At 58.3% G+C, this 14,562-nt stretch carries 5 protein-coding genes; all 5 read left to right on the forward strand.

The annotated features are described in order from the left end of the window. Positions 1-27 precede the first annotated feature (27 nt). The 5 genes from OH491_RS20845 to OH491_RS20865 all read left to right on the forward strand — a co-directional run bounded on the left by OH491_RS20845 (position 28) and on the right by OH491_RS20865 (position 14,541). Entirely contained in the window at positions 28-7,086 is a 7,059-nt protein-coding gene (locus OH491_RS20845; protein ID WP_334319654.1) for an autotransporter-associated beta strand repeat-containing protein, read from the forward strand. A 31-nt stretch (positions 7,087-7,117) separates the two neighbouring features. Beyond that, entirely contained in the window at positions 7,118-7,360 is a 243-nt protein-coding gene (locus OH491_RS20850; protein ID WP_068772606.1) for a hypothetical protein, read from the forward strand. 35 nt (positions 7,361-7,395) lie between these two features. Continuing rightward, positions 7,396-8,796: a sialidase family protein gene (locus tag OH491_RS20855; protein ID WP_068772605.1), complete on the forward strand. Its 1,401-nt coding sequence runs from the start codon at positions 7,396-7,398 to the stop codon at positions 8,794-8,796. 576 nt (positions 8,797-9,372) lie between these two features. Further along, positions 9,373-13,905: an SUMF1/EgtB/PvdO family nonheme iron enzyme gene (locus OH491_RS20860; protein ID WP_342750671.1), complete on the forward strand. Its 4,533-nt coding sequence runs from the start codon at positions 9,373-9,375 to the stop codon at positions 13,903-13,905. A 297-nt stretch (positions 13,906-14,202) separates the two neighbouring features. After that, on the forward strand, positions 14,203-14,541 hold the full coding sequence (locus tag OH491_RS20865) for a hypothetical protein (protein WP_342750672.1): 339 nt from the start codon (positions 14,203-14,205) through the stop codon (positions 14,539-14,541). Positions 14,542-14,562 lie beyond the last annotated feature (21 nt).

The raw sequence follows: 14,562 nt of genomic DNA on the forward strand, positions 1-14,562 counted from the left end.
CTGAAACCCATCCCAATTATCCCCGCCATGAATGCCTCCACTCATTGTCTTGAATTCTCCCGTCGCATTACATTCGCCTCCTTCGTCATCGCGACAAGCCTGCTTATGCCGCTTTCATCGGCGCAGCAATACACCGTCACGACGGAGGCGGATTCCGGCATTGGTTCGCTGCGGGCCATTGCCACCAGCGCGACCTCCGGTGGAATCATCACGTTCGCGAACGGGATAAATAATATTGCCATCAGTGGAAGTGGAAACGGCTATGTCGGGACAAACAAAAAGCTGACCATAACCGGCGCGTTTGACACCGAGACGGACCTGCCGACGACCATCATTGATGCCGATGGAAAAAACCGGCATTTCGCCCGCACATATGATCTCACGCTCCAGAATCTGCAATTGATAAACGGCAAGGGGCTGGCCAATGGCGAGTCTGGAAACGCCGAGGTTTATGGCGGTTCCGTCTATATGAACAACTCTACCGGCGATCCCATGAGTTTGACCCTTATCAAGGTGATTGCAAAAAATAATTCCGCCAATGGAGGAGCCGGCAACGGCGGTGCTTTTTATTTAAGAAAGACGAACGGCACCGGTGTGATAAACGCGGTTATAGATCAAAGCGTGCTTGAAAACAACAGTGGCGTAACGGGTGGAGCACTGTTTGCCTACGGGGCAGGTGATGTCAGCATATCGGCCACGTCAAGCCTCTTTACTAAGAACACAGCAGGAAGCACGGGCGGTGGTGCCGCGATAGGCGTGCAATCCAACAAGAACGTCACGATGATGTTGGTGAGCAGCACGTTTAATGAAAACACTTCAACCGCAGGCCAGGGCGGCGGCGCAGTTTATGTCAATCGGACCGCCGATACAACGGGGATTGCCATCACCGCCATTGATTCCGTGTTCGCAAAAAATTCCGCCACACACACCACTGGTGGTTTGGGCGGAGCCATCAGGTGGAACCCTACCGCCGGAGCTGGCCGGATCATAGTTTCAGCAACTAACAGCGTGTTCACGGACAATTCCGCCCGCGTCCGGGGTGGGGCGATTTGGTCCCAAGAAGGCGACGTTACCATCGCAGCGACGCAGAATCTGATCTATACGGGCAATTATGCCGGGGCGGCGACGACGGCAACTGCACTTGCCCAGGCTGGGGGGTTTTATTACGGCTCTGCCGGTGGGGAGGGGAACACACTGAATTTCAACATCGGCGCCGGAGCAACACTCACCATCGGCTCGGCGGCGGATGCCAACCGCGCGCTCGATTCTATCGCCACAGCGAACGCGTCAAATACGCTGACTAAAAGCGGCTCGGGCACGCTCGTATTGAACGCGGACAATTCTTATTATCAGGGTGCGGTCAACGTCACGGCGGGGCGGTTGATTCTTGGCAACCCCGAAGCGAAGCTCGGCGGGACAGTCATGGTGTCGGCGGGCGCGGGGCTTGCGGGGGAGGGGACGGTGACCGGTGGAGTGACCATCAACGCCGGCGCGTTGCAAGTGGGAACGGCCGGGGCGCTGGCGGCACAGACGCTGCGCGTGGACGGCGAGCTTTCCCTGCTCAACGGGGTCGCCCTGTCTTATGATTATATAAACGGCACGGGCGATTTGCTCTCCGCCGGAATGCTTTCCATTGGCGGGAGCGGCACGAATGCGGTCACGCTTTCCGGTTATCAAAGCACCGGAGTCTACACTCTGGCCCGCGCGGACACGGAAATCACCACGTTTTCGGCGGCGCGTTTCTCGGCGGCGGGGTTGACCGGGCGGCTGGCGGGGAGTTTTTCCCTGGGCAATGACAACAAGGACTTGCAGATCACTTTATACAACGGGCGCAATTACGAGGTGCGCTGGACGGGCGCCGCCGGCGCGGCGTGGAACGACTCGCTCGTCAATTGGAGCGGCACGGGCGCGGGCGGCGTCGCGTTCGACACCTTTATGCAGGGCGACCGGGTGGTGTTTGACAGCGTCTCCGACTCCGCGCATGCCGAGCGGCGCTCCATCGCGGTCGGAGCGGGCGTGTCCGTGGCTGACCTGTTGGTGTCGGGCACGGGCAATTATACTTTCACCGGCAACGGCGCGATCTCGGCCTCGGCGGCGCACGTGTCGGGGACGGAAATCACCGGCGCAGGCAAATTAATCAAGGACGGCGCCGGCACGCTGCGTTTTGACAACGCGGCCAATTCGTTTGCCGGCGGGGTGGAAATCCGAGGAGGGACGATCGTTGTCTCCAGCACAGCGCAACTGGGCGCGTCCTTGGGCGATGTGGTGTTCTCCGCCCCCGCGTCCGGCGACGGCGCGCGGCTCGCGCTGCTGGGCGGCGCGGTGTTCGACGGCGGCGGCGCGGCCGCCGCGCGCGTGGCCGTGGCCGACGGCAGGGCCGGCGGGCTTGACGTGGCCGCCGGCCAGTCGCTGGTCATCACACGCAACACCGCCGGCGGCGGGCAGGGAGGCGCGCTCTTCGTGGGCGGCGGCGTGGCGGACAGCGCGGCATGGTTTGCCCTTACCGGTTCCGGCGCGATCCTGTTTTCCAGCAACACCGCCGGCGCGGGCGGCGCGATTTATAACACCGGCAGCGTCGCGCTGACGAATGTCTCGTTCCAAAACAACACCGCCACGGCGAATGGCGGCGCCATCTACAATGCGGGCGCGCTCGCGCTTGACTTCCGCGACGATGCGAGCGCGAGCGGCAATACCGGCGGCGGCGGCGGGTTTTTATACATGGACAAACTCGGCGCGTCCGCGCCGGTGGCGTCGGTTTCCGTGGCAGACGGGAAAACCTTCACGGCCGGCGTCGCGGGCGCCGCGTCGGACGGCATCGCCAGCACGACGGCGGACGCGATTATCAACAAGACCGGCGGCGGCTCGTTCATCACCCACGCGGACAACCGGGGATTTCTCGGACAGTTGAACGTGCAGGGCGGCTCGTTTATATTAACCGCGACCGGCGGCGGACTGGGCGGAAACGTTAGCGTGGCAGCGACGCCGGGCGGCATGCCGTCGGTCGTGTTCGGCGGCGTTGGCACCGTTGCCGGCAATGTCGTGGTCGGCGCCGGCTCGACCTTGCAGGCGGGCGTGGCCGGCTCGGGCACCGCGCAGTCGCTGATGGTGGGCGGCACGCTGGCGCTGGATTCGGCTGTCCTGAAATTCGGCATTTACGGCGCAGGCATGAGCGACCGGATCGTTATTGGCGGTGGCGCGCTGGTGGCGACCGGCACGCAGACCATCAATATAGACCGTTTGATTACCGGCGTGTATAATCTGGGCAACATCGGAGGAGCCTACACCGCCGGGATGCCGGTGCTGGTCGGCGGTCAGGCCATCGGTGGCGGAGGAGGGCGGCAGACGGCGGCGACCTCGGCCGGCGGCGGGGATTTGCTGCTCGACATCAATGCGGGCAGCAGCGCAGTGCTCCGCTGGACGGGCGCTTACAGCGGCACGTGGAACCTCGACCGCACGAAGAACTGGACGAACGGCGCGGAAATGGCGTTTGCGTTTGGCGACAAGGTGCTTTTCGACAGCTCGGCGGACGCCGCGCACACGGGCAGCCGGAATATAAAAATAGACGGCGCGCAGGTGGTGGTGTCCGACATGGAGGTTTCGGGCGGCGGGGATTACACCTTCACCGGGGCCGGCATCGAGACCGACAAAACCAGCGTCGAGGCCAATCCCGCGATGGCCGCCGCCGCGCAGGGAAAATTGATAAAAAGCGGCGCGGGCACGCTCACCCTCGCAAACAGCGGGGAGAACAATTTCAAGGGCGGTCTTTATATAAACGAGGGCGTCCTGACGCTCGCCTCGGCAGGCGCGCTTGGGGCAAGCAACGTCGTCATCGGCGGCTCCGGCGCCATTATACAAACAGCGGGCGCGGATGTGACGGCGCGCGGCGGCCTTGACCTCGCCGGCCACGGGGCGACGGTCGATGTCACGGGCAACCTCGCGTGGACGGGCTTGGTATCCGGCGCGGCGGGCATCATAAAAACCGGCACAGGCACTCTGGCGCTCAGCGGTTCCAACACGTTTTCCGGCGGCGTGCAGTTGCGGGTGGGCGCGCTCACACTCGGCGGCGGCGCCGCGCTCGGCGCGGCCTCCGGCACGCTTTCCGTCGGCGGCGAGGGCGTGGAAATCCGCGCGGGCGACGGGGTGACGGTCGCCAACGCAGTTGACCTCGGCGGCTTCGGCGCGCGACTGGCGGTGACGTCGGGCGCGGCGGCATTTTCCGGCGCTATCGGCGGGGCGGGCGCCATTGAGAAAACGGGGAACGGCACGCTGACGCTGGCGGGCGCGAACCTTTACACCGGCACGCTGAAAATCAGCGCGGGAGCGGTGCGAGCGACGACGGTGGACAGCCTGGGCGCGGCTTCCGCGGGCGTGTATATTGACGGGCTGGGCCGGTTGGAGATCGCGCCCGCCTCCACCACCGGTTCGCTGGTGTTTGACCATGCGCTTGCCGGACAGGGCGCGCTCGCCGTCACGCTTGCGGATGCGGCGGACCAGTTCGCCTTCGGCGCGGCGGCGGGCACGGCGTTTCAGGGCACCGTGCAGATGAACTCGGGCGTGATCGCGCTCGACGCGGGCGCGGCCTCCGCGCTGGGCGGGGCGACGTTGCAGCTCAATGCCGGCAGCCTGGCGAAAAAGGCCGGCGGCGACTTCACCATCAACGCGCTCAGTTTCAACGGCGGCACGCTGGAGCTGGCGATGAACGGCGCGGTGCCGGACGGTCTGCTGACCGTCGCCACCCTGAATATGGGCGCGGGCGTGAACACCATCAAGCTCGACACCGCGGCGCTGCTGGGCGGCCAGACCAACCCGGCGGTGCCTCCGCAGCCCAGCTTGTTTGAGCAGGATAGCGCGGGCGCGGTCCGGATCATCGGCGCGGGCAGCATCAACGGCACCGGCTCGTTCCGGATTGTCGGACTGGACGGCGCGCCGCTGCCGCTGACGCCGGCAACCTCGTTCGTGGACATTTTTCAGGATGGCGGCGCGGAGGCCGTGGCGCGGGCGGGTTATAATTACACCGCCTTCACCAGGCTCGACGGGGTTTGGTTTGGCTACGGCCTCACCGAGCTGGAGGTTCTGGCGGGCAAAACCTTGGTTCTGGACAATGCGGCGAGTTCGATTTCGACGCTGGCCGCCGTCATTTCCGGCAGCGGCGGAGTGGAGGTGCGCGCCGCCGAAGGGCGGCCCGTTGTATTGAACAGCGCGAATCCATACACGGGCGAAACCGCCATCGCCACCGGCATGCTTCGCCTGGGCGTGGCGGACGCGCTGGCCGCGAGCAGGCGTATTTATATAAACGAAGGCGCGGCGATGGACATGAATCATCTGAACCAGCGTCTGCAAAATCTTTCCGGGGCGGGCGCGCTCACCCTCGGCACTGGCACCGCCACACTGGACAACGACGATGACAGTGCTTTCACCGGAACGATTTCCGGGGACGGCGGCATTATAAAAACCGGGACCGGCGCGCTCACGCTGGCGGGCAGGAATTCCTACAAAGGCGGCACGATAATAGAGGCGGGCCGGCTGGTGGCGGGCGGCGCGGGGTCGCTCGGCGCGAGTGCGGGCGACGTCACATTGCGCGATAACACCGTGCTGGAGTTCAACGGCGCGTCGGGGATTTATAGAAACAATCTATTCGCCGACGCGCCGGGCAGCCTGGTGGAGGTCACGGCGGGGCGATTCTCGCTTTCCGGCACGGCCAGCCGCGTGGCGCGAATGGACATTCGCGGCGAGGGCACGATTGTTTACGCGGCGCATGCGGAGGCGCTGGGCGGGGCGGGTGCGGAGGTGACGGTGCGCGGCGGCGCGGCATTGGAGGCGGGCGCGGCGGGTGTGAAGGCGGGCTCGCTCATCTTCGACGGCGGTGTGCTGAGCGTGGCCGCGGGGGAGAAGCCGGGGACGTTTGCCACGGGCGCGCTCACGTTCACCGGCGGCGCGGATGTTTCAATCGCCGGCTCCATCCCGGGCGGACATTACGTGCTGGCCGAGTCGGCCGCGGCGATTGTGGGCACGCCGTCATACGAGACTTTGCAGCATGGCATGTATGTGAATGTCGCCACACTGTCCAACGAGGTGATTCTCACAGTGGTCAATCAGGCAATTGAGCCGTCGCGCGATGTGCTTGCCTCATTCGACATGATGCATGGGGCGATGGATTCGCTTTACGGGCATATCACAGAGTCATTTCTCTCGCCGATGATAGAACGAAACGGAGAAATTCATTATTTTAACGGAAAACCCATTAACGACAAACAGGTATCCAATGCAAGCAACTTGTGGGCTAGGGGCTTTGGCACTACTTTCAAGCGTGATGGCGATGCTAGGAGCATTGGGTATGAGGAAAGTGGCTACGGAATTATGACCGGCTATGATCATGCGTTTGGCAGGCATTGGCTATTCGGGTTGTATGGCGTGGCCCTGCACAGCACACTCAAGACTGACAATTGGGCGGAAACCAGAAGTGACAGCCAGCTGCTGGGGGTATATGGGTCGGCCAAATTTGGCCGCGCCTATCTGTCCGCCGATTTGGCGATGGGCTGGGGCGAGGCCGACACGGAACGCCGTGAAGGTACGGGAGCGGCACGTGCAGCGTATGATCGCGACTATGCCAGCGCGAGCATGGAGTTCGGCATGCTGCTCCACGAGTGGAAGGGTGGCCTGTTGAAGCCGGCGGTGGCCATCCACTATATGCGCGCGAAGTTCGGCGAACAAGAGGAGTTTGGACCGGGCGCGATGACACTTCCGGCGTTCAGTGAGGATTTGGTGCAGAGTTATATTACCTTGCAGGCCAGCCAGGCATTCCGGTTACCATGGGGATGGCGTGGGACGGCCGATCTGGTTGCCGGTTTTCGCCAGAATCTGACCGACATGGGTTCGACCGTGGACGCATCATTTGTAGCGGGAGGGTATGATGTGATTATTCTCGTGACGACGGTCGAAAACAGCTCGCGCGGCAGCCTTGTGGCCGGCTTGGGGACTCGTTTTATCATGTCGGATGACTCCACCTGCGGATTTCACGTAAACTATGAAAGCGGTTCCGGTCAGGAGCGGTTCTTTTTCAACGGTTTTGTCAATTTCATGTGGTAGCCGCCGATCGCATGTTTTTTGATATACTGAAATGATTATACTGCCCAAAGGTATTGTGTCGGTGATGCAGACGGCATTCAGCGCCGACGGGAGTGTTGACATGTCCTTGATTGAGGACCTCGCCGAGGATGCGATTGCTGTGGGCGTCGATGGATTCCTGCTTCCGGTGGTCGCAAGTGAAATGCACGTTTACACGGTTTGTGGCCAACGCGGGCCAGACGGCGGTCGTATTTCGGGACGGGAAGCTTCTTCTTCGCATAGTGAGAGGATATAAATTCACCTTGAAACCACAAAAATAGAATCAGCATCATGAAACCCAATATAAACATCGTCGCCCTTGCCGTCCTGTGGCTTTTCTCCGCCGACGCTTGCGCCGCGTTCGAGGCAGCCGCCGCAAACCCCTACTGGATGCTCTCCGAGACGCCTGCTGAGGTCATTGTCACCAAGTTTGGAGACGAGTTGTCAAAGCCGTGCGACTACCAAGCCATCAGCACCATCGTCGCCACTGCGTCAGGTAAGCGCGTGTTTGTCGCATGGTATGCCGGCAATCAGCAGCCTGGCGTGCCGCTGGAAGGGATTAACAACTTCGTCATGGTCGCCTACGGCGACGGAAAACTCGCCGATTGGGGCGGCATCAACCTCGTCATCCGCTCGCCACATGTCGGCAAGGTCCGCTGTTCCGATCCCTTTTCGTGGCGCGAGCCGTCAGGACGGATCTGGATTGCGTGGACACAGAGCACCGGCGAATACAGCTACGAAGGCAGAGTCCATCCCAAGCGTGACGGACAGTGGAGCCGCCACGGCTCGACTTGGGGCATTTACACCAACAACCCCGAGGCACCCGCGCCGACATGGTCGAAACCGCGCCGACTCTTCGACGGCATGATGGTCAACAAACCGCTGTTTCTCAAAAACGGCGGCGCGCTGTTCGCTTCCGTGCAGTTCAATGCCACTGAAATCAACGACCTCCACTCGATGCGCGACGGCGTGCTCGTCTGGCTCGCCAAGGACAACGGTGCCGCCTTTGAACAAATCGGCTACGTCCGCGCGCCCGACTCGCCCTACATCGAACCGATGCTGGTCGAGAAAAACGACGGTGTCATCTGGATGCTCATGCGCCGTGAAACCCGCGAAAAACGCATGCGCTTCGACCGCAAGACCAACCAGTGGGTCGTTCGCGCCACCATTGGCGACGGTCACTGCGAGACGTTTTCCAAGGACGGCGGGCGCACCTTTGGGCGGGTGTCCATTTCCCCGATTCCCGGCATCGGCTCGCGCACACACCTGTCGCGCCTCGCTTCCGGAAGCCTCCTGTTGGTCAAAAATCTCTCCGATGACGACGCCCTCTGGCTGCAAGGCAAGCCCAAGCAAGACCGCGTCCGCGGTCCCTACAGCCGTGCCGCCATTGTCGCTTACATCTCCAAGGATGACGGGGAAACTTGGCAGGGTGGGCTGTTCCTCGACGATCGGCGGGACGCTTTCCGCAGGGGTGACCGTCGCACCGTGGCCTACCCTGACACCTCGCAAATCAACGACGGTTCCATTTATATCTGCTGGGATTATTCGCGCGGCAAGGAACCCGAAATCCGTGCGGCCAAGGTGACGGAGGCCGACATCCTTGCCGGAAAAATTGTCAGCAAAAACTCGATCCCCGGTACCATCGTTAGCAAAGGCCCACCGAAAGGGGGACCAACGGTATCCGATCTGTGATTTTAAATAAATTATATAATAATCGAATATAATATGCAGATGAAGACCGATGCGCATAATATCTGATGGAGACTTCTAGCCGTTCAAAAAACTTGCCCGCTCCCCTGCGCAAGGATTGCGCCGCAGCTTATTGAGCTGCATAACTGAATCATATTTTTATTTAAAATCGATGAAAATAAATCTGAAAATTACATAGATACGTAGTGAAAATAATGAATTGTGTTCGTCAATGAAATGGAGACATATTAAATGAATATACTTAGTAAAGAACCCAGGAGTAAACTCCAGGGCATTGAAGGCACCAACAACGGATTACGTTGTTCTATCACACGGAGCAAGCTCCGGGGTATTCGATCCGAAGGGAATAAATGGATGTTAAATGGGATTAGATTTTCCATTTTATTTACTATTTGCATCCTGCCCGCACTATATCCAAATACATTGCCCTCTCTTACTGTTTCAGCCACGAATATCTCGACAAAAGGCATTCTCCCGAACGTATATAATGCAGATGTGCTACCCACCCAAGCTACACCGATATGGACGTTTGAGGGGTCGGGAGGCGCGGAAGCATCCATGACAACCGTACAGAATGACACGATAATTATCAATTCTCCAGCGAATACACGCGACAGATGGAAACTGTATAATACAAATTTTGATATCACTAGCGGTTATACGGTGGAGGTTAAGGCTCAGGTTAATTCCAGTGGAGGCCGTGGGTTTGATGTATCCTTTCAGACGGGTGATGCGACGGGGCATTGGTATCAGTTTTATATTTCGACAAGCGCAATAGTTTACTATAATAAAACAACCGGTTCCACAAACATCGCAGAAGGCCTGGATAACGCAAGCGCCATGCATGTCTATCGATTTGTGGTCAATCCCGACCAGACGGCGGCTGTATTTCGGGATGGAGAGCTAATTACATCGGAACCTCTGGAAATGTCGGGAAACTATATTGAGAACATTAAAAATGCTTACATAGAATTCGGCAAGGGGCAAAGCTCAAGCGCCTCCAATATTACGGTTGATTATGTCAGCTATGACGACACTGGCGCATTTGCTCCATTGGGATACTCGGCTCAGAAAAGGGACCTGCCTAATATGTATTCCGCAGATGTGCTGCCCACCCAAGCTGAGCCGGCATGGACGTTTGCAGGCTCCGGAGACACGGAAAGCTCCATGACAACGCAGCAGAACGGGACGATCATTATCAACTCGCCGGCAAACACACGCGACAGATGGAAACTGTACAATACCAATTTTGATTTGGATACCGGTTACACAGTGGAAATAAAAGCCCAGGTCAATTCCACCAACGGCCGCGGCCTGGATGTCTCGTTTCAGACCGGCGATTCGGCCGGGCACTGGTATCAATTTTACATTTCGACCACAGCCATTGTTTATTATAACAGCACAACCGGTTCCAGCAATATTGCGGAGAACTTGGACAATTCCAGCGCCATGCACGTTTACCGGTTTGCGGTTGACGCAAATCAGACGGTAAGCGTATACAGAGACGGTGAATTAATTACTTCGGAGCCTTTGGAAATGTCGGGAACCATCATTGAGGGTATCAAAAGCGATTATATAGAGTTTGGCAAAGGACAAACCGCAAGGGCCGCCGTTATTGCAGTCGACTATGTCAGTTATGACAACACCGGAGCGTTTGCCCCTAAGCAATCGCAGGGAGATCAAAACTTCGATATATATACGAATACCATTGGAATGAAATTTGTAAAAATAAATAATGGTTCATTCATGATGGGCAATTCCAGCGGCGACAGGGATGAAGCTCCCCTGCATACCGTCACAATCTCCCATAATTTCTATATGGGAATAACGGAAGTAACCAACGCGCAATATGAGGAATTCGACCCGTCCCATGAGAATTTAAGAGGAAAGATGGGATTCAGCAGCCACGACGATGATCCGGTCATTTTTGTTTCCTGGCAGGATGCCGTGGATTACTGCAATTGGCTTTCGGCGAAGGAAGGCATACAATACCGACTGCCGACGGAAGCCGAATGGGAATATGCCTGTCGCGCGGGAACAACAACGGCATACAATACTGGCGCCTCCTTACCAAGCATCTATCATAAGAACCAGATTAACAGTTCGTATCCTGCCGCCAACGATGATGTGGCGTCGATTAATCTGAGAGTCGGCAATACGCCCGCCAACTCCTGGGGTCTTTATGATATGCACGGAAACGTTGAAGAGTGGTGCAGCGACTGGTATGCGCCATATACAGAGCATGCTGTGACGGACCCCGTCGGCGCTTCAGGCGGAGATTTTAAAGTGACCCGGGGTGGCAGCCATTCCACGACTGTGTATTACCTGCGTTCGTCCAACCGTTCCGCGGCCTTGCCGGAAATATCGAATTGGATAACCGGCTTTAGAGTGGTTATGGCGAATGCGCTTGTGACTATGCCGGCAAGCTATGATAATACGCAGCCTTATCAGCAGAATGTCAACCAGAGCATACCTTCTGATATTCTTAACGGACCAGATCCGACTAAGCCTTATTTTACGGCGCCACAACAATATATCAAGCTGGAGATTACGGAAAACGGACCCTTTTACAGCCATAATCATCAGCCGTCTATTACGGAATGTCCGAACGGGGATTTGCTGGTCAACTGGTTTACCACGAAAACGGAGGGAGGCCGAGAGCTGAGTCAGGCAGTAAGCCGACTGCGCTACGGGAGAACGGAATGGGATCCCGCCAGCGTGTTCTGGGATGTGCCGGACAGGAACGACACGGGGAGCGCGCTCTTTTTATATAGTGATCAGACCATTTATCATTTTTCCGGCATGGGATTGGCGGGCAAGTACGGAAGCTTGGCCCTCATTATGCGGAAGTCCGAGGATAACGGCGTCACCTGGTCAAAATCTAGGATTCTAAATCCGAATTTCAGCTTGCAAAATCAAGTGATTTCGGGCGCTTTCAAATTATCGAACGAATCTATCGCGATTCTCCGCGACGCTTCAAATCAAGGCTCAGGCGGAACGCTTCTCGGATTTCTGAAATCTGACGGCAGCTTTTATGATCCTAACTACGGCAAGGTTATCCCCACGTATAATAACGGCAGCACGGGCTCCTTTATTGCCGGAATTCATGCGGGCGCTGTGCAGCTTGATGACGGTACTCTGCTGGGCTTGGGACGGGGTGACAACATAGACGGCCAAATGCCCAAGAGTGTTTCTCATGATAACGGCCTGACCTGGACATACAGTGCATCGGGCCTGCCCTCTATTGGAAGCGGCCAGAGAATCGTTCTGACAAAGCTTCAATCCGGCGCGCTTCTGCTTGTATCCTTTACTTCAGGAATGATTGTGACAGACATTAACGGAGATACGGTCACTGTCACGGGAATGTTCGCGGCCTTGTCTTATGATAACGGCGAAACATGGCCGCACAGGCGCCTTGTAACGGATGACGGCCCTCCTAAAGAATATGATGGAATGGGCAATACTGGGAAGTTCACTATGAGTAAGACGACTGCGGAGCCGAAAGGATATCTCGCAGGCGTTCAGGCACGCAACGGTGTGATACACCTGGTCAGCAGCGGTGTATACTATTCATTCAATGAAGCATGGATCAAGGCGCCCTTTTCCACCGGGGTCGACCTTTCGCCTTCCGACTTGGCGCCACCCGGCGACCAGACTGTTTTCGCCAACCAAAGCCTCTCGCTCCACGCCACGGTTGCCGATGGTTTTGTTGTGTCCATTCAATGGCAGGTTTCCACCGATGGCGGCGCAACTTGGCGCGACATCGGCACTGATTCCGGCGACGTCGGCATCTACTCCGGTGAAGGCACCGCCACGCTCGCCATCGACTGCGTCACCGCCGGCATGAACGGCTGGCGACATCGCTATGTTGCGAGCACCGCGCCCGGCAACGGCGTGCCCAGCACGGTTTCCATCCTTACCGTCAATCCTTCGTATTTCGAGGGGCCGTCCGCGATTGTCGCCGACCAGTCTGGCGACCTCTACGTGGCCGACCGAGCGGCGCACGCCATCCGGCGCATTACTGGTGTCAACAAAACCCACCTCTTCGCCGGCAGCACCGCAGGCCAACCTGGCGCCACCGATGCCACCGGCACCGCCGCCCGTTTCAACGAGCCCTCCGCCCTTGCGGTCCGCTCCGGCACGCTCTTTGTCGCCGATGGCGGCAATCACGCCATCCGCGCGATTTCCGCCGTCGCTGCCGTGACCACGTTTGCGGGCAAGACCGGCGAATCCGGCTTCGCCGATGGCGCGGCTACCATCGCGCGCTTCAACCATCCCGGCGGCATTGCGTTTGATTCCGCCAGCAACGCCTACGTGGCCGACACCGGCAACCACGCCATCCGCAAAATCGCCCTCGACGGCACCGTGAGCACCATCGCCGGAGCCATCCCGGTGTTCTTCAACTCCCCCACCGGCATCGCGGTCTCGAAAAACGGCGACCATCTCTACGTGGCCGACACCGGCAATCACGCTATCCGCGCCATCGCGCTTCCCGACGGGGCTGTGACCACCTTCGCCGGCGTTTCCGGTACCGCCGGTTGCACCGAAGGCGCGCCCGGGCAAACGCTCCTCGACTCCCCCTCCGGCCTCCTCATCGACGGTGAGGACACGCTTTACGTGGCCGACACTGGCAACTCCCGCATCCTCGAAATCACCGCCAGCGGCTCTTCGCGCACCCTCGCCGGCAATCCCGGCTTTGCCGGATTCCAGGACGGTTCCACCTCCTCCGCGTGGTTCGACCATCCCGGCGGGATCACGATGGATTCCTCGGGGAATCTCTACATTGCCGACACCGGCAATGCCGTCATCCGCAAAATCGCGCTTTCGGGCAGTGTTTCCACTCTCATCCTAACCTCGACAACCGCGCCCACCCCGCCCCCCGACCCTGACGGCAACGGCAGTGGCAACACTGGTGGCGACGCAGGCCAACACCTGCCGGAACGAATGGATTTTAGCCGCGGTGGTGGCGGCGGCGGAGGCGGCGCACCCAGCGTTTGGTTCCTGTTCACCTGCGTTGTCACCACGGCATTACGTTTTCGCAAAAAATGGTTCTTGGACGTTGTCAGAGAAAACGGAGGGGATGGCGAATGAGCGGCAGCACAGAAGCGACGGCATTCCTGCCATTGTGACGAACCGCAACGCGGCTCGCCGCAGAAGGCAGCTAAAACGCACAAAAAATAGCCGATCGGGCAAGAAAGGATGCCGACAAAGCGGCGGCAAAAGCAGCGGAAGCCGCGCACGAGGCACAGAAAGCTGCCGGTCTCGCTCGTCGTCTTGCGGAAGAGGCCACACATCGATTCTGAACAGTATTTGAAGATAATGCATATAAAGAACATTTTAATCACATGTTTTCTTTTGTTGCTTGCCGGGTGTGCAAGTTCAGATGAAATGTCTGAATACGTAGTGCCAATAACAACGAATTACCCGAAACTGCGCACAACAGAGGTGGGAGCATATGATAAAAAGACAAAAGCAGGTGATGCAAATGCCGCCTACCGACTGTATTTGAATTATGCATTTGCCGACGATAATAAGCGATTGGGCGACAGTTATTATAATCGCGCCTTCGAATTAGAACATCCTGCTGCACTTTACAGCAAAGCCTTGCGAATGTGGTCGCGTCAAGAAAGCCCAGATCTCGATAGTGTTGAAAAATTAGTGAGGCGAGCGATTGAACACTATATAGAAGAGGAAATATTGAATTTTGTGTTTTTCGATGACCAGTAAGACGCCTGAAAAGTTGGAGGG

The sequence above is a fragment of the Termitidicoccus mucosus genome (assembly GCF_038725785.1).
GTDB classification, from domain to species: Bacteria; Verrucomicrobiota; Verrucomicrobiia; order Opitutales; family Opitutaceae; genus Termitidicoccus; species Termitidicoccus mucosus.

Coding starts and splice junctions, on each gene's coding strand:
- OH491_RS20860 (WP_342750671.1), top strand. CDS start 9,373: ATGACAACCGTACAGAATGACACGATAATTATCAATTCTCCAGCGAAT.
- OH491_RS20845 (WP_334319654.1), top strand. CDS start 28: ATGAATGCCTCCACTCATTGTCTTGAATTCTCCCGTCGCATTACATTC.
- OH491_RS20850 (WP_068772606.1), top strand. CDS start 7,118: ATGATTATACTGCCCAAAGGTATTGTGTCGGTGATGCAGACGGCATTC.
- OH491_RS20865 (WP_342750672.1), top strand. CDS start 14,203: ATGTCTGAATACGTAGTGCCAATAACAACGAATTACCCGAAACTGCGC.
- OH491_RS20855 (WP_068772605.1), top strand. CDS start 7,396: ATGAAACCCAATATAAACATCGTCGCCCTTGCCGTCCTGTGGCTTTTC.